The organism is Streptomyces sp. Edi4, assembly GCF_040253615.1.
Lineage (GTDB): Bacteria > Actinomycetota > Actinomycetes > Streptomycetales > Streptomycetaceae > Streptomyces.
In genome coordinates this window covers 16611-32510 of sequence record NZ_JBEJGY010000002.1, presented here as the reverse complement: position 1 = coordinate 32510, position 15900 = coordinate 16611, and the positions used below count along the sequence as shown (strand labels likewise).

Annotated in this window: 15 protein-coding genes; 13 read left to right on the top strand and 2 right to left on the bottom strand. The window is 69.2% G+C overall.

Annotation, left to right across the window (positions count from 1 at the left end; translation table 11 throughout):
* The first annotated feature begins 265 nt into the window (after window positions 1–265).
* The 4 genes from ABR738_RS01140 to ABR738_RS01125 all read left to right on the top strand — a co-directional run bounded on the left by ABR738_RS01140 (window position 266) and on the right by ABR738_RS01125 (window position 3588).
* Complete coding sequence (locus tag ABR738_RS01140) at window positions 266–1414, top strand: XRE family transcriptional regulator (RefSeq protein ID WP_350228037.1); 1149 nt, start codon at window positions 266–268, stop codon at window positions 1412–1414.
* A gap of 23 nt (window positions 1415–1437) precedes the next feature.
* A complete protein-coding gene (locus ABR738_RS01135; protein ID WP_502964023.1) occupies window positions 1438–1998 on the top strand; it encodes a cysteine hydrolase family protein in 561 nt (186 codons plus the stop codon).
* Window positions 1995–2906, top strand: a complete 912-nt coding sequence (locus ABR738_RS01130; protein WP_350228035.1) for an NAD(P)/FAD-dependent oxidoreductase — start codon at window positions 1995–1997, stop codon at window positions 2904–2906. Before ABR738_RS01135 ends, ABR738_RS01130 begins: the two co-directional genes overlap by 4 nt.
* Window positions 2907–3171: 265 nt before the next feature.
* On the top strand, window positions 3172–3588 hold the full coding sequence (locus ABR738_RS01125; protein ID WP_350228034.1) for a hypothetical protein: 417 nt from the start codon (window positions 3172–3174) through the stop codon (window positions 3586–3588).
* A gap of 190 nt (window positions 3589–3778) precedes the next feature.
* On the opposite strand, the gene ABR738_RS01120 is transcribed toward ABR738_RS01125, so the two are convergent.
* Entirely contained in the window at window positions 3779–4426 is a 648-nt protein-coding gene (locus tag ABR738_RS01120) for a hypothetical protein (protein ID WP_350228033.1), read from the bottom strand.
* 1312 nt (window positions 4427–5738) lie between these two features.
* On the opposite strand from ABR738_RS01120, the gene ABR738_RS01115 reads away from it, so the two are divergent.
* From ABR738_RS01115 to ABR738_RS01085, 7 genes are all read left to right on the top strand, one after another.
* Window positions 5739–7436, top strand: coding sequence for a hypothetical protein (locus ABR738_RS01115; protein WP_350228032.1), 1698 nt, complete (start codon window positions 5739–5741; stop codon window positions 7434–7436).
* Entirely contained in the window at window positions 7436–8254 is an 819-nt protein-coding gene (locus ABR738_RS01110; RefSeq protein WP_350228031.1) for a DciA family protein, read from the top strand. The genes ABR738_RS01115 and ABR738_RS01110 overlap by 1 nt, the downstream gene beginning before the upstream one ends.
* Window positions 8255–8384: 130 nt before the next feature.
* Window positions 8385–8852, top strand: coding sequence for a hypothetical protein (locus ABR738_RS01105; protein ID WP_350228030.1), 468 nt, complete (start codon window positions 8385–8387; stop codon window positions 8850–8852).
* A gap of 632 nt (window positions 8853–9484) precedes the next feature.
* Entirely contained in the window at window positions 9485–9712 is a 228-nt protein-coding gene (locus tag ABR738_RS01100) for a hypothetical protein (RefSeq protein WP_350228029.1), read from the top strand.
* Between the two features lie 71 nt (window positions 9713–9783).
* Window positions 9784–10860: a hypothetical protein gene (locus ABR738_RS01095; RefSeq protein ID WP_350228028.1), complete on the top strand. Its 1077-nt coding sequence runs from the start codon at window positions 9784–9786 to the stop codon at window positions 10858–10860.
* Between the two features lie 91 nt (window positions 10861–10951).
* On the top strand, window positions 10952–11281 hold the full coding sequence (locus ABR738_RS01090) for a trypco2 family protein (RefSeq protein ID WP_350228027.1): 330 nt from the start codon (window positions 10952–10954) through the stop codon (window positions 11279–11281).
* A gap of 29 nt (window positions 11282–11310) precedes the next feature.
* Window positions 11311–13947: a serine protease gene (locus ABR738_RS01085; protein ID WP_350228026.1), complete on the top strand. Its 2637-nt coding sequence runs from the start codon at window positions 11311–11313 to the stop codon at window positions 13945–13947.
* A gap of 40 nt (window positions 13948–13987) precedes the next feature.
* Here ABR738_RS01085 and ABR738_RS01080 read toward each other — a convergent pair whose 3' ends face one another.
* Window positions 13988–14560 carry a hypothetical protein gene (locus ABR738_RS01080; RefSeq protein ID WP_350228025.1) on the bottom strand — a complete coding sequence of 191 codons (573 nt, stop codon included), beginning with the start codon at window positions 14558–14560 and terminating at the stop codon, window positions 13988–13990.
* A 230-nt stretch (window positions 14561–14790) separates the two neighbouring features.
* Here ABR738_RS01080 and ABR738_RS01075 point away from each other — a divergent pair, with 230 nt between their 5' ends.
* Both ABR738_RS01075 and ABR738_RS01070 read left to right on the top strand, forming a co-directional pair.
* The gene (locus ABR738_RS01075) at window positions 14791–15000 is read left to right on the top strand and encodes a hypothetical protein (protein WP_350228146.1); all 210 of its coding nucleotides are present in this window, start codon (window positions 14791–14793) and stop codon (window positions 14998–15000) included.
* Window positions 15001–15082: 82 nt separating this feature from the next.
* A complete protein-coding gene (locus ABR738_RS01070; RefSeq protein ID WP_350228145.1) occupies window positions 15083–15721 on the top strand; it encodes a restriction endonuclease in 639 nt (212 codons plus the stop codon).
* Window positions 15722–15900: the final 179 nt, after the last annotated feature.

Below are 15900 nucleotides of genomic sequence, written 5' to 3'. Positions count from 1 at the left end.
ATCGCAGATCCGTTTCGAGATTCGTTCACATCCGGGTTCGCGTCTTTGTACATCCGGGTGCTGCTCGTCGGCCCCGATCACGGGATGTTCCCTCCGTCTGGTAGTGGCGCGGATCTCTGGTCCGTCTGATAGACGGTCGTCAAACAGGTTCCGGATATGGGGTGTTGGAGGAGAGGGCCCGGTGTAGAACTGCTGTGGAACCAGCGTGGAATCTGGCGTTGTCTGGCCTGGCCCGGGGCTGCTGAGGGGGTGTGTAGTGATCACCGTGAGCGAGTGGACGGGCAAGGAGGCGCAGCTGCTGAGGTCGGTGAAGCGCGAGTCGGTCCGCGAGTTCGCTCAGAACCTGGGCATCGATCCTCGGACGGTCACGTACTGGAAGAGCCAGCCAGGCCGGGTATGTCGTGCAGGGACCCAGCAGATCCTGGACGTGGCGCTGTCGCAGTGCACGGCGGAGGAACAAGAGGCGTTCCGTGTACGCCTGGCGGCGTTGCGAGGCGAGTCTCCGCAAGGTGTCTCTCCGGATGGGCGGCCGGCGCCTTGCTCGGTCGTGTCGCACAAGTTCTTGCCGGTGCATCTCGGTGAGCAGTTGACGCGGTTGTTCACCGCGGCGCTCGCGCAGCCGGCGGGGCCGGGGGGTCTGGAGCGACGAGTCCTGCCGGGTGGGCACAGCTCGGCTCACGCATCGGCCGTGCACGTCTATGCGTGTGGGGTCGCGGTGGTTCACCTTGAGGAGCACTGCCGCGTCCAGTCGCTGACAGAGCTGGCGGTGTGGCGCTATCGCTCCTATCTGAAGGACCGGTCCTGGGCGGGGAAGCGGCTCCGGGAGCTCCTGGTCCAGTACTCCGTCGAGGCCGAGGTCGAAGTGAGTCCGGAGTACGTGCTGTCTGCCTACGAACTGCGGGAGCACTCTTGGGCCGGGTCGGGGCTGGAGACCGCTCTGCAGTTGCTGACGACCCCGTCGGTGCTGGTCAACCGTCAGAGTCCGCAGAACGTGTCGCCGCTCGGGCCCGGCGTGGAAGACGCCAAGTTCGCCGACGGCTGGACTCACCCGGAGGCGGTCGCCTTCGGCGGCGGTGTGTCGCAGGGGGTCGCCGGCTGGTCAGGGGTGTCGTATCACCCGCAGCGGGACGAGCGGGCGCTGACGATGGGCGACGTCGTCGCTTTGGAGTTGGACGTGCAGGCGCTGTGGGCGCTGTCGTCGCACGTCCTGCGCATGATCGAGGATGGCCGGGATCCGGTGATGCCGGACGCCTACGGCTGGCGATACTTGCGTGGGGCGTACTCCCGGCTTACCGCTGCACGGCCTACCGAGACTGCTCAGCACCGCGGGATGCGCGAGGCGATCTTGGCGACAAGCGAGCTTCCGGATCGGCTCCGCGCCGCCCAGGATGCTCTTCGGGACGGAAATCCGTGATGGCCCTGGGGAAGGAGGACTTGGTGGATCCTCGCACGACGGCGCTCATCGTTGTCGATGTGCAGAACGGCTTCGTCAACGGGCACAGCCGTGCCGTTGTCCCCGCGATCGCCCATCTGGTCAAGCAGTGGCGGAAGGCGGGTGCACCTGTCGTATTCGCCCGTTTCCACAACGCTCCGGGCTCCCCGTACGAGCGGATCACCGGGTGGACCGACCTGCGCACGGCGCAGGAACAAGCCGTAGTCGACGAGCTCGCGCCGTACGTGGAGACGGCGGCCGCGGTCATCGACAAGGGGCAGTCGAGCGTCTTCACCGTGGAGGGCGCCCAAGTGATCCGCGAGGCCGGGTGGAGTGATCTGGTGCTGTGCGGCATCGACACCGACTCCTGCGTGTACGACTCGGCGGTGGCCGCCTATCACGCCGGGTACAGGCCGTGGATCGTCACCGACGCCTGCGCCTCCAGCGGCGGGAAGCGATATCACGACGCGGCGCTGCTCCTGGCCGCCCGCAACATCAGCGCAGCCCAGCTCGTCACCAGCCAGGAAGTTCTTGAGCAACTGGGCCATCAAGGGGCTTGCGCATGAGTGCGCCGGCATTCGACGCTGACCTGCTGATCGTGGGGGCGGGGCCGGCCGGGGTGGCGGCCGCGGTGATGGCGGCCAGCCTGCAGCTGCGCACGATCGTGGTGGAAGGCGAGCGCATCGGGGAGAAGCTGCACCGTATCGACTCCGTGGCGAACGTTCCGGGAAACTGGTCGACTGGCCCTGAGCTGGCCCTCGCCCTGGAGCAGGACCTGGCGCGAATCCAGGCGCCAGGGAACTGCACCGTCGTACGGGCACACGCCGTGGCGGTTGCCGGACGAGATGACGGGGCGGAACTCCGACTGGAGGACGGGGCGTTGCTTCGGGGGCGCGCTGCGGTCGTCTCGACCGGCGTCGCCGAGCTCGTGCCCACCGACTCATCCTGGGTCACCGCCCCGGACGGCTTTCTGCCCGCACCGCTGTGGCGCGTCACCCCGGAAGACCTCGGGGGGCGTACGTACGTCCTGGGGGGCGACCGGCCGCTAGGGACGTGGCTGCGGGCCCATCCCGACGCCGCCCAGCCGCTGCATGTGCTGTGCCCGCCCGGCGACGACTACAAGACGACCGAGGTCGCCGCCGACGAGCGGGTGCGGAACGTGCCCGTCTCCCACGTCACCATCACCCCCTCCTCATACGGACCCCCGTGGACAGTGCAGGTCAAAAACCGGGACGGCAAGGAGACCTCCTACGCCGTGGACACCGTGCTCAACAACCTCGGCACCAAGCCGGCCGCGATCGAGGGTCTCGTCCAGGACGCCGACGGCTACTGCCCGCCGTACCTGCAGCACCCGCGGATCTTTACCGCCGGGGACATCCGATCGGGCCGCTACCAGCGGATTGTCACCTCGCAGGGGTCGGGCGCCGAGGCCTCGCTCTCCTTGTATTACGACCTGGCGCTGACTCGTCCGTAGCGTGGCGGCGAACGACGGGGGATCTGTGCAGCTCACCGTCGACACCGAGACCGACACCGACGAGCAGGCCCTGGCACCTCCGGGCGTGAGCCGCCCTGGAACTCGGAGCGGAGGTCGCCCTGTTGCGGCTGGTCAGCCAGGAAATGCCACGTTGGTTCCACACTGGTTCCACACCCGATCCTCCTTTCCGGCCGGGCGCATGCCGATGCTGGGGGCGCCTTCATGAGACGACCAACGTCTTGGGCCTGTCAGAAGGAGTTTGTTTGTGTGCACCGTCAACCACGCCGCGTTCGCGAAACCCGGCTACTTGATCGACACTCCGTGTGAGTCGATGGCGCCCGCCGGCGCCTTGTTCGACCGGCTGCTCGCGCACCACAAGGAGCTCGACCTCACCTCGGACCAGATCCGTGAGCTGCTCACCATCTCCGGCGAGTACCACGCGGAGCAGGGCGCGGTGCGGCTGGAGTTCGCGAAGGTCACCGAGCAGTTGGAGATCAAGTGGGGTCGGATCGACGCGGAGTTCGTCGCCGCGCGCAAGGCCCTGCTCGATCAGCACCAGGAGCTGTTCCGTCGTGACGAGGAAGGGGCATGCGGGCGACCCTACCCAGGCACCATCAACTCGTCCTCACGGCCACAACCAGTGCGTCAGTTGCGAAGCTCGTCCGGTGAGCGCACTTGTTGATTGCTTCCCGTCAGGCGGGAAGCTGCCGGGGGAAGTTGCGCGCCCGGCGGGACACGGGACGGTATTCGCGCAAAGCCTGTTGAGGGTGTCCGCTTCGTGTGATGGATTTGGCCCTACTACGAATTCGGCCTGCTCATATAGGGTTTACGAAGCCGCTGGCGTTGTTTGCGGGGGGCTTTGCTTCGACGCGTCAACGGGGAGGTGCGGCAAAGGGATGAGCGGGGTGAGCGGGCGTGCCGGCGGACTGTTCCTTCTCCGCCTCCGCTTCGGTGCTGCGAGGCCGCAGTGCGCGAAGGGCGGCCTGGAGCGTCGGCTCGTAGTCCTTGGGGTCCCAGCCGTCCGGGACGGTCACCTTCGTGCGCAGCTTCTCGTCCCCGACGCGGTGAATCTTGCAGTCGACGAACGGGACGAGGCCGGTGCCGGGGGCATGCAGCAGGACGGGCTTTCCGGCTTTCACGATGTCGATGACTTCGAGGCGGGCAATTTCGCCCAGCCGGTAGACATTCCCATTCGTGCCGCCGCGCTTGGTGTGCCCCACGACGACCATGCCGTCGAAGGTCGGGGCGACCTTCTTCCACTCCTGCTCGTAATTCTCGGGCGTGAAGAGGTCGGCGAACTGCACCAGCTCCGCGCCGGGCAGGCGGTGCCGGATCTTCGCCAGGCGCAGATCCCACTGCCGTCGCTGAGCGATGTGCGGCGAGGCACAGACGTACACGCGGACCGGCTCGCCGGGCACCCGGGCTTTGCGGATCTTCTTCATGGCCGCGATGTAGGCGCGCTGCTGCGCGGCCGTCGCGTACGTGGCCAAGGGGATGTCCGTGGCGGAGGTGTCGGGCATGGATCTCATCATGCCCTGAGCCACTGTCAGGGTCCGCTGCTGCACCGGAAGATGCCTCTTTCGCACAGGTCTCGTCGACTCGCTCGCGTTGCCCTCTGCACGAAGCGTGACGGAGGGGGTATGGTAGCTGCGATCAAGATCTATCTACATACTGAAAATCCCCCGTGCCTTGGTAAGCCCGGGGGAGTTGAGAACCTACCTGGAGGCTCTCGGTGTTCATGGCACCACTGTACCCGCGGGCCTTCGCCCGCACACAAGATCCCCGCCGTCTTCGCGATGTCTCGCGTTGCACGTCAGCGGGGCTTTTTCGCGTTTTCGGGCACCCCAACCAGCCCTCCGGAGAGGGGGTTGAGATGACCTAGGTCTGGGGGCGGCTTGGCCGCCCGGGACGTTCTGTCACCCAGGTGTGTCCAGCACCTCGGTCCAGCGCCCCACATGTCTCCGGAGAGCTTCGCGGGCCCTCCGAAGGAGTTGTCCGTCCGGTTCGCACCCGGCCGAACAGTTCGTTTTCTGCCTACCAGCAGATGAAGCGCCACACGGGGCTTCGTTGTGCCCATCTCTACAAAGAGGAGGCGTCAGCCATCTTGCACCACCGCTCTGTCTTTCGCCAGCCTGCCCGCGCCCGGTTCATCCGGGTTTGCAGGGCAGTGGTGTCCCCTGTGACGCAAATTGCGTGTCCGGTACGTCCGGGATGTACCGCCAAATGGGAAGCGTTCGGCCGCCACGTCACGGCGGGCACGACTTTTCGACCGGCGTCAGGTATGCACCGATCCGCCCGCTCGGTCCTGTCCCCCTCCCCTGCCGATCTCGTTGTCCACAAGGCCGCTGCTGCTCGCCGGGCTCTGTCCACAGGGCCAGCGCCTGACGCTGTCCGGATGATCGCTTTCAGTTGCCTGCCTGTCCGCGCACCGCTCTCTCGTAGCGGGGGGCCGATGAGCGCGGTCGCGGTGTCGGCCGCCCGGCTCGTGCACCCGCTCTCGGAGGTCGTCCCGTGTGGCGGGACGGGTTCCAAGATCGTTGCCCGTCGTGCGGGAGCGGCGGGGGGTATCGGCGCTCCTCGGGCCCTGTCCACAGGCCGTCTGGTGCAGGGTCGGCAGATGGATGACGGATCGCGCGTTTTGGCTGCTCAGGGAGGTGTCCGCTTTGGCGTGTACACCAGCCCCATGGCGGCACAGTTGATGTTGGGATGTTCGGCCCGTGCGGTGTCCGCCGCTCCGGTCGGGGCGGTGGGCCGATGAGCTCCGTGGCGGCTGAGGCCGCAGGGGAGTCGACTGATGGTGCGCCGGTTCGTCGGCAGCGGGTGAAGGTGCCGATGCGGCTGGTGTCGTCGGCGGCCTACCCGGATGTCGCGCTGTCGGTGTACGTGAAGGTGAATGCGCTCGGAGCGCGCCCGGAGGGGTGTGAGGCGAAGGCGGCGACGATCGCCTCCTACCTGAACATCTCCAAGGCGTCGGTGGAGCGGGGCCTGAAGCTGCTCTCGCGTCCGGCGCCGGACGGTGTGATCGAGCTGACGTCGGAGCGCCGGACGCTGCCCGGCGGCCGGGGCACGTCGGCAGTGCGTACGACGCGGCCGTTGAAGCGTACGGAGTCGTTCGTGTGGTTGCCGGTGGCGGCCGCGGAGGACCTCACGCCCCGGCAGCTGCGTGCGTTCGCGGTCATCACGTTCGCGGAGCAGATGCGCATCGCGCTGACCGAGGGAGAGCTGGCGGGCCACCTGCGGCACCACTCGGGGGAGAAGGCCGGTCAGCCCATCACGGCGGCGGCGGCCGGGGTGGTCGTCGACGAGCTGGAGGCGGCGAAGTGGGTGACGGTGCAGCGGCGTGCGGGTGCGCAGGGTCGTCACCGGTTCGTCGCGCACGACATCGCTCCGACGGCTGCTGTGGAGTTCGGCGGACCGGTCGCGGACACTGCGCCCGAGGCGGTCTGGGAGGGCCCGCAGGAGCCTGTGGACGACGCCTTGGAGGGTTCCGCAAGTCCGTTGGTTGGTGAGGGATCGGGTCTGCTGGTTGGTGAGGGATCCCTCGCGTATAAGGAATCACCTAGGACTGACTCACCTGATCACGAGGGCGCGTTCTTCTCATCCGCCGTAGGCGAGGTACCGGTAGTTGAAGCTGTGGAAAACCCGGCTGACGCGAAGGCGCGTACGAACGCTGGCGGTGGTCTCGCGCTGCGCGCGGATGAGAACAGCCAGCCCGTCCTTTCGAAGCCGAACGACGAAAGGCGCAGCAGCGGCGGAGGGTCGGCGCGGTCGGCGTACACCGGGCCGCAGCTGTCGATGAGCCCGCAGGTCTACGCGGTGCTGGAGCCGGTGCACTGGCTGCTGGCACGGGTGAACAACCCGTTCGTGGAGCGGCAGATCGCCCGGGAGGTCGCCCGTCAGATGGCGGCCGGGATGGACGCGGAGCGGCTGCGTCACCGGCTGACCGCCCGCTTCGCCCAGGTGATGCCCCCGGAGATCCGTGACCCGGGCCGGTGGCTGCTCGGGGTGGCCCTGCCGCGGTGGGGCTGCGGGCACCTGGAGTGCGAGTCCGGGGTGCGCTGGTCGAACGGCGAGCGCTGCGCCGTGTGCGAGGAAGTCGTTGCCGACAAGTTCGCCGCCCGCCGGCGCGCTCAGCGCCTGGAGCAGGGCTTGTGCCCCGAGCACGGCAGCAGGCCCGGCCCGTCCGGTGTCTGCCCGGAGTGCGAGCTCCAGCAGGCGGTCGCCACAGGCGCGGCGCTGCTGCCGGCACCGCGTGCGCCGAAGGGCCCGCCGCGCGGCTCGTGTGGCGAGTGCGGCTGCCGGATCTTCCTGACCGGCCGTGCGCTCGAGGACGGCCTGTGCAAGCTGTGCCGTGAAGAAGCCGCCGCGCTGGCCGCGTCCTCGCCTGCCGTTCCCGAGCCCCCGGCCGGGCCGGTGACCTGCCCGGGTACGGATGGGGTGCCGTGCGGCCGCCAGGCCCTGCCGACGCGGAGTGTCTGCGCACGCCACCTCGCTCGGGAACTGGCCCTGACCGATGCGGAGGCATCCTGATGAGTGGCGGCGAGGTGTCGGGCGTCGACCTGGCCCGGGTCGCGTTGCGGGCCGCGATGGAGGCGGCCCGGAAGAACGGCAGCGGCCAGAAGGCGAAGTCGAAGCTGCGGCCGGTTCGTACGGTGCGGCGGGACGACCGTCAGCCGATGGGGCTGGGTGCGGCGATCGGCGCGCTGGTCACCGAGCGGGCCTGGGAGCTCCCGGCCGCCGGCGCGACGCTGCGCGAGCGGTGGGCGGCCATCGCCCCCGACCTCGCCGGGCACGTCGCCGCCGTGGCGTACGACCCGGACTCCGGCCGGCTGACCGTATGCCCGGATTCGACGGCGTGGGCGACGAAGGCCCGCCTGGAGCAGACCCGCGTCATCGAGGCCGCCAACAAGGCGGCGGGCCGCACGGTCGTCCGCGCCCTGCGGATCCTGCCGCCCGGCGCCGTACCCGCGCCCGGCCCGGCCGACGTCGCCCCGGCAGACCCTGCCCCGGCCGCGCCCACCGGTCTGGCGAAGACCAGGGAGACGGCGTGCGAGGGCTACCGCCGTGCGCTCGCCGCGCACCAGGAGGTCGCCGCGCCGTCCCGGGTGGACCCGGCCATCGCGGAGGCGGTGGAGCGGCAGACCGCCGCGATGCGCGAGCTGAGCCGCCGCGCGTTCCCCGAGCCGCCCGTCGTCCCCGACGACGCGCCGGCCCCGATCGACCAGGTCCGTGCCGAGCGACGCCGCCAGGCCGCGGCGACCGAGGCCGCGGCCCTGCGCCGGGCCCGTGCCGAGAGGGCCGGGATGCTGCCCCGGGCGACTGCGCCCTCGCTAAGCAGGACCGCGTAGGTTGCGCCCTGGTCGGAGCATCACCGTGGCCCGGACGAAGTCGTTGAACCGGCGTCACATCTGGTTGCCGAAGGGATTCGTGGTGGCGAGCAAGACGTCGCAGAAGCGCGCACCTGTGTGGAGAGGACGGATGACCCACTTCACCCCGACCAAGCCCGGGGCCCAGTCAATCGTCGCGGCGGAACGGGCGACGGTGGACGATCAGCGCTGGTACAAGCGCAATCCTGGTGCGCGCCTGCGTATCCGGGTGGCCGGCCGTGGTGAGTTCGACCAGTGGCTCAAGGACAAGCAGGCATGGCCGCTGGAGCCGGGCAGCCGCCTGATTGTGGTGGTGGAGCTCCTTCAGCCGGGACGGCGCATGCGAGGGCCGTACTGCGTGGTGTCCCAGGGAGCTCCTCTCCAGGGGGATCTTCCTCATGCTGAGGGCGAATGGCTGCGCGAGCAGTGGCTGAAGGACTGCGCGGCCCTGGAGGCGAAGGCGCCGTACGACGACATGGCCGCTGCCGCCTTCGCCCAGTGCCACGGTCAGGGGCGGATCCTGTCGTTCTTCCCCGGCAGAGTCGGTGTGACCTCGCTGGACATTGACCCGGGAGCGTGAGCCCGATCGCTGCCGGACGGCAGGGCCCTTGCGGGAGTCCGCCGGGCCCTGCCTCTTGTCGTACGCCCTCCGGCCCGCGAGAGTCGTCATCGTCGGGGTGGGGAGGAAGTCCAGTGGCTGACCTGTTGGCCGTGCCACCTTGCGGAGGTGCCCCGCTGCAACGGGGCCTCCTGCGTTCTGCGGTGCGTGTCCGGACCGTGGACCTGCGCCTCTCTTGTACGCGTGCACACGCGTCCGCGGACCCGTGTGCCCACGCGCACGTGGGAACGAGTTCAAGAATGGGGGGATAATGAGTCCTGGTACAGAGGTGTAGGCAGACACTTTCCCCTGCCCAAGCTACACCCAGCGTGACCTGCGCTGATGCGACAGATTCACGGGTTGTTGAATCCGGTGGCGAACCATTCTTTGAACAATTCTGTTCCGGTCGTTAAATAGCAGGTCGGTGCTTTATTTATGGTCTGCCTCCAATGGGAACTGAATCGGCATTGTCGGGCGTAAGCGTGGGTAACGTGGGCTTCGCTGGCGCCTGTGGCTGCAACCACTGGCGTGAAGTCCTGTGCCCTGCAAGGCACTTGAGCACAAAGTTCCGGACCGCTAGCTGACCATCCGCCTCCTGTTGGGAGTCAACTTCCTTGTCTCTGCTGCTTCCTGAGCCCGTTTCTGCTGAGCAGAACGGGCCGTGCGCGCACATCCCGGCGAGCGCCGCCCAGGTCTCGCCGCTGGCCTCCTTACTCCTGCTGGTCATACTCCTGGCCGCACTGTTCGTCCTGCTTGGCCGCGGGATGAACCTCGAGGAGGCTCTCGCCATCCTGGGGGCTGGCGGTCTGCTGGCCGCCGAACTGCGTCAGCGTCTGCTCTGACCATGCCCTGCCGGGGCCCGTCTCACGACGGGCCCCGGCCCTGTTCCGGGCTCGGGAAGGAGATGGACGCCGTGGCCCGTCCCATGAAGCAACTGCCCCGCACCAATGACCCACTGGTGGCCTTCGCGCGCGACCTCCAGGCGCTGCGGAAGGAGGCCGGCGACCCGCCGCTGGCGCTGATGGCTGAACACAGCGGGCTGTCCACCGCGACGCTGTCGAACGCCCACGCGGGCAAGAAGCTGCCCACCTGGGCGACCGTCAACGGATACATCCTGGCCTGCGGCGGCGACCCCGAGAGCTGGAGTGCGCGTTGGGAGAGCCTGCGCCTGGCCGCCGTCGGCTTCTCCGGTGATCTGTGCCGCGAGGCCCTGAGCCGCTGGGAGCGCACCGGCAACCTCACCCCGCCGCACGCTGTCGATGAAGGCGAGCTGCGCGAGCTCCTGAAGACGCTGCTGGACTTCAATGGGCTCAGCCACCGTACCCTCGCCCGGCAGGCGCCCGGCTACTCCCACGTGACGTACGGGGCGGTCTTGCGCGGCGCACGCCCGCTGAGGGCGAAGATCCTCTACCAGATCCTCATCGGCTGCGGCGTCTACTCGCTGCGCAGCCAGGAGGCGTGGTTCCACCTCCTGAGCAGCTTCTCCTGGAGGGAAGGCGTCGAAGGGGGCAAGCTGCTGGCGCGGGTGGACCAGCCCCTGCGCTACGCCGGCGACATCGACCTGAAGATGCTCAAGACCATCCTCGAACGCCTCGAGCGCGGCCGCGGGCTGTTCGCCGCCGACATCGTGTCGTACGACAGCATCAACGCCCTGCGCACCGCGTACGAGGACATGCTGGCGCTCCTGCTGTCCTCGCTGCAACGTTCCCACGTTCAACTGCCGCCCAAGCCCGGCTATGCCTTCAACCGGATCGTCGGCGAGCTGCGCAACAGCTCGATCCCGAACCCGGCCGCCATCGCCGCCCTCGTCCCGCTCGCCATGCCGTTCCACCCCCGCCTTCGTACCCGGGTCGTCATGGCGCTGAAGAACGCGGGCGAACTGCTGCGCCGGGCAGACGCCGGCGAACTGAACATCCGGGGGGTGGCAGGGCTCCGGCTTCCGCTTCCGCCGCCCCTACATGTCCAGCGCACCACGCCGACCGCCTCGTAGGCCCGCGCCGGGCAGGCCGACTGTGTCCTTCCGCAGCCGGGTGCTGCCCGGCAGACTGACTTTCCGCACAGAAGCGATCAAGGGGGAAACCATGGAGTTAGAGCCCACCGAACTGTCCGAGGCGATCAAGGCGGTGCGCGGGGGACTGGCGGCCGCGCAGCAGGACGGGGACGGGTCGCCGGTCCGGTTCACGGTCAAGGAGATCGTGCTGGAATTGGGGATCGAGCTGCGGCACACCGCGTCGGCCGGCGGCGGGGTGAAGGCGTTCGTGGTCTCCGCGGACGCCAAGGGCGAGCGGGCGAAGACGGCCACGCACCGCATGACGGTCACCTTGGCGGTGGCGCCGGACAGCGAGGGCAGCGATCTGCTGATCGGTGACTCCGGTGGAGGCCGCGGCGGCCCGGTGGACGGCCTGCGGTAGAAGTGGGCGGCGCGAGGGCGGCGGCGGGAGTGGTTCTGCGGACCGTCGAAGTCATCAACCAGCACAAGGGCTCGTACGGGACCGGCTGCCTGATCGCGCCCGGCCTGGTGCTCACCGCCTACCACGTTGCCCTGCCCGGCGAAGGCAGTGTCGTCGCCGTCCGGGACACGGTGAGCGCCGACTTCACCGGGGCGACGGTGGTGTGGGAGAACGCCGGGTTGGACGCGGTGCTGCTGAAGGCCGACCGTGCTCTGGTCGGAGCCGGTTTGGGCGTCGTGCGCTGGGGCGAGCTGGTCTGTGACTACCCCGACCGTCGCCCCGTGTGCTCGATGACGGGGTTCCCCAAGGCGATGCACCGCCGGGCCTCATCTCGTTCTGAGCAGCGCCTCGACGACCTCAAGACGGTAGATGGCACCATCGCCCCGCACACCGGATCCCGCTCGAAGCTGTACGGGCTCGAAGTCAAAAGAGCCGTGCCGACCGAGGTGAAGAACTGGCAGGGGCTGTCCGGCGCCGGGGTCTTTTGCAACGGCGTACTGATCGGCCTCGCCCGCCTCGTCGACCGCCAGTGGGACCGGATCCTCATGGTGGTGCCGCTCTCGCATCTGCTGGCCGCCGACGGCTTCGCCCCCGCAGTCGCCGCCCACACCGGCATGGCTCCGAGCCTCCAGCCCGCCGATCTGCGGCCGCTGATGGACAATGTCCCCGACCCTCAACTGTCCTCCACCTACCTGCTCGATCCACGCTCCCAGGTCACGGACCTCACCGGCGTCAGCGGACTCGTCCGGCAGATCGAGCAGTGGTGCAAAAGCACGGACCGTATCGATGTCGCCGCCGTGACCGGGCTGGGCGGCACGGGCAAATCCCGTCTCCTCATCGAGGTGCTGCACCGGCTCACCGCAGGCTCGGGCGATCAGCGGCCGTGGAGCGGGGGCTTCCTCGCCGACCACCCCAGTCACACCGACTACCAGGTCCTCGCCGCGGCCCACTACCCGCTGCTCCTGGCCGTCGACCTCGCGGAAACCCGCCTCCCCCAGATCCGTGACCTCATGGCGGCCCTGGCCGCCTCACACGAGGGCGGCGTCGTCCGGGTTCTGCTCCTGGCCCGCGGACACGACACCTGGTGGCCGGCGCTGCGCCGCCACCTGCGTACCCGGAGCGTCGGCCCCATCGGGCACGCCTTCACTCTCACGCCCGACGGTGCGCTGGACGGCAACAGCCCGGAAGACATCTACGTAGAGGCGAAGGTGGCCTTCGCCCGCCGCATCCGGCTGCTCCAGCAGGCCGGACACGGCGATGACTCCTGGCCGGACCGTGTCGTCGCCGACGCACCGCGCCTCTACGGTGCCGACCTCGAGCACACCACCGGGCAACCGGTGATCTACCTCCACATCGCCGCGCTCGCCGACGTGCTGGCCCATGCCAACCCCGAGTTCGCCCTGAAGGATCACCCCATGGAGGTCCTCCTCGCGAACGAAGTGGAGTACGTGCGGCGCGTCGCCGAAGCCCGCCTGCCCGAAGGCATCGCCGATGACAAGCTGCTCCGCTCCCTGGTCACCGCCCAGTTCCTCGCCGGAGCACGCACCGCGCAGGACGGCCGGGCCGCCGTCCGGGCCGGCTTCGACGTCCATCACCGCGGCTACGGGATCACCGCCCCTCCCGACGCCCGCCAGCTGGCCGCACTCGACGACGTCCTGACCGCCGCCTACCCGGCCACCGACGGAGCCCACTGGGGCGCTGTCGGCGAACCGCTCGCCGCCGCCTGGCTCGCCGAAGTCGAGACCGACAGCGGCGAGGAGTTCATCGAAGCCTTCCTCCAGCACGACTCCCTCGCCACCGAGCAGCGCCACCAGACCCTCAGCACCGTCGCCCGCACCGCCCAGGACCAGCCCGGCCTCGCCGCAGGCGCCCACCGGGCCGTCGCCGCCGACCCAGAACACCTCCTCCCACTCGCGGCCCAGACGATTACCGCTGAACTCGGCACCGATCAGGCCCGCCAGTGGCTCAGCGGCCTCGAACACGCCGTCGCCGACCGCGCCGCGGACCCGGACGCCGACCCCGACACCTACCAGTGGGCCGCCGGCCTCATCCGCGAAGCCCAGCAGCGGACAGCCGCCGACAGGGACGACCTGGAGGACCTGATCGGTGCGCCCCTCACCCAGGGGGCCGACGCCCCGGGACAGCCGACCCCGGAGCCACCCCTATCCGCGCATGCCTCCGACTCTCACCTTGTCCTGGTGAAACCACAGGTGGGCTGGGTCACCCGCTACATCGTCGGCGTTCTTGGTCTTGGCCACCTGACGCTGGTCGGGGCCGTTGCCGCCGCTGCCGCACTCAAGAACGGCATCGGGCACGACGGATGGGTCCTGTGGCTGTTCGTTCCCATGAACGTGTTCCTGCACCTGAGCATCGCGAGCGGCTTCGGAGGCCGCCAGTACGGCTCCGCTCTGTTCGCCTGGGTCGCGCCGCTCTTCGCGATCGGGCTGACGACCGCGAATGCCTTCATGATTGATCGCCCCTGGCCTGCGGACTGGCCCCCGCAATGGCTCCTATGGCCGACCCTCTTCGCCGTCGGCCTCACAGCCCTGACCTTCGCCTGGCGCTTTGAGTTCGGCCAGTTGCAGGACACCCGGCGGTTGACCACCTCCGAGGACCTGCCGGAGTGAGTGAGGGTCTTCTCGTCCAGCGCGGCACCGCCAGGGCAGATCAGCGGGCGAATGCTTCGGTCAGGCTGATGCGGTAGCCGTCCTCTTCCATCAGTACGACGGTGACGCCGAACGGGTCGGGGTGGTCCAGCTCGATCGGGGTGAAGGAGAAGTTCACCGCGGCCTGGATGGGCGGCACCAGTTCGCCGCCGGGCTGCGGCGCGGGGGCCGGCTTCCAGTCGGGGGCGACCGACGCCCAGCCCTCGGGGCTGCGGGACAGGAGCTGCTCGCTGTAGGGGAACTGGTGCAGGACGTGCCCGTCGCGGGTGGCGAGCACCATGTTCAGGCACGGCGCCGGGCCGACGATCGGCAGCTCGCAGCCGGTGGCGACGTCGTGCGTCTCCCACGCCAGGACGACCTCGTCCGCGCCGGCCGCCGCGGCGATGTTCGCGAGCTCCGCGATCCCGGCGAGCGCGTCCTGACCGACCTTGAGCGGGCGGACCCAGATCAGCCCGACCAGCTCGCCGCGCACCAGCGGCATCATCAGCGGGCGCGGCACGACCCCCTCGCCCAGCGAGGCCGTGTACGTCTCCTTCGCGACGCCGACCAAGCCGTTCCACGTCCGTAATTCCACGGAAGCCCCCTGCCGTTTCGGTGATCCGATCACCGCACCCTGCCACGGGGGCTGAGGCCGTGTCAGCGGGACGATCAGCCAGCTGCGGTATTCGGCCAGGTCCGATGGCTTCGTGCCATTCGTCGGTAACCCGGCCCCCACATCACTGAGGCCCGGCTACATAAGGAGGCTGGGGGGTGACGGGCTGCCGTCCCCGCGTGGTGCTCGGTCGTGTGGGGGAGGTCGGACGGTTGCTGACCATCAACGTGACGCTGCTGCTCGCAGTCATCGTCGTCTGGCGGCTGCGGCGGCGTACGCATGCCCGTAGCCGCTTCGACGAGAAGCTGACCGTCGTCATCGTCCTGGCGCTGGGCGTCCTGATCGCACCCACCCCGGCGGGCCAGGGGATCTTGAACATCTTGGGACAGCTCGCGAGCGGCGTCACCCAGGCCGGCCGATGAGCCCCCGCACGGGCCTGGGAGTGGGGAACTGATGGCGGCACGTCAACGACGCCAGCGCTTGAAGAAGAAGACGCGCAGGCAGATGCAGGGCTGGGGCGCGGTGGTGGCACTGGCCGCCATGGTGTGGGTCGCCGGGCACTGGTCGGTGGTGTGGCCCGTCCTGGTGGCCGTGCTCGCCGCGGCCGTGGTCGGCGGCGCCGGATGGGCGCTGTTGAGGGCACACCGTCGCGCGGTCGGCCAGGACCGCGCGTGGCGGGCGGAGGAGGAGGCCAGGGCACGGGAGTTGTCCATGGCCGAGGTCGACGCGTTGTCGTGGCAGGAGTTCGAGACGTACGTCGCCGATCTGTGCCGACGGGACGGCTGCCGAGACGTCGTGGTCAGCGGCAAGAGCGGCGACCTGGGCGCGGACGTCGTCGGCTACCTGGCCGACGGACGCAAACTGGTCGTCCAGGTCAAAAAGTACGCCCCGCACCGGAGCGTGGGCTCGCAGGACATGCAGAAGTTCGTCGGCACCGCCCGCCTCGAACACGGCGCGGACGTCGCCCTGTTCGTCACCACCTGCCCCACCTTCACCAAGGCCGCCCTCGGCCTGGCGCTGCGTCAGGACATCGTGGCTCTCCACCGCGATCTGCTGGGAGTCTGGGTCAAAGGTGCCCACCTGGAAACCTTGATCCCGATGAACGGAAGCGGCGGCGGCACAAGACGGCGACCATCGGCCTGACCGCCCTCGCCAATTCCCTGTAGGTTAGGGGCACCGTCGAGATCGTTTACAGGGGAGGGTTCCGCATGGGAGACCTTGGGCCTGAGCTCAGAGCGGCGCCCGTGCCCTGTGCCCCTGGCTCCCTGAACGTGACACTGCACTGTGAGTGATGGCTGCCGGTGGTTCCAGACGCTGAAGTG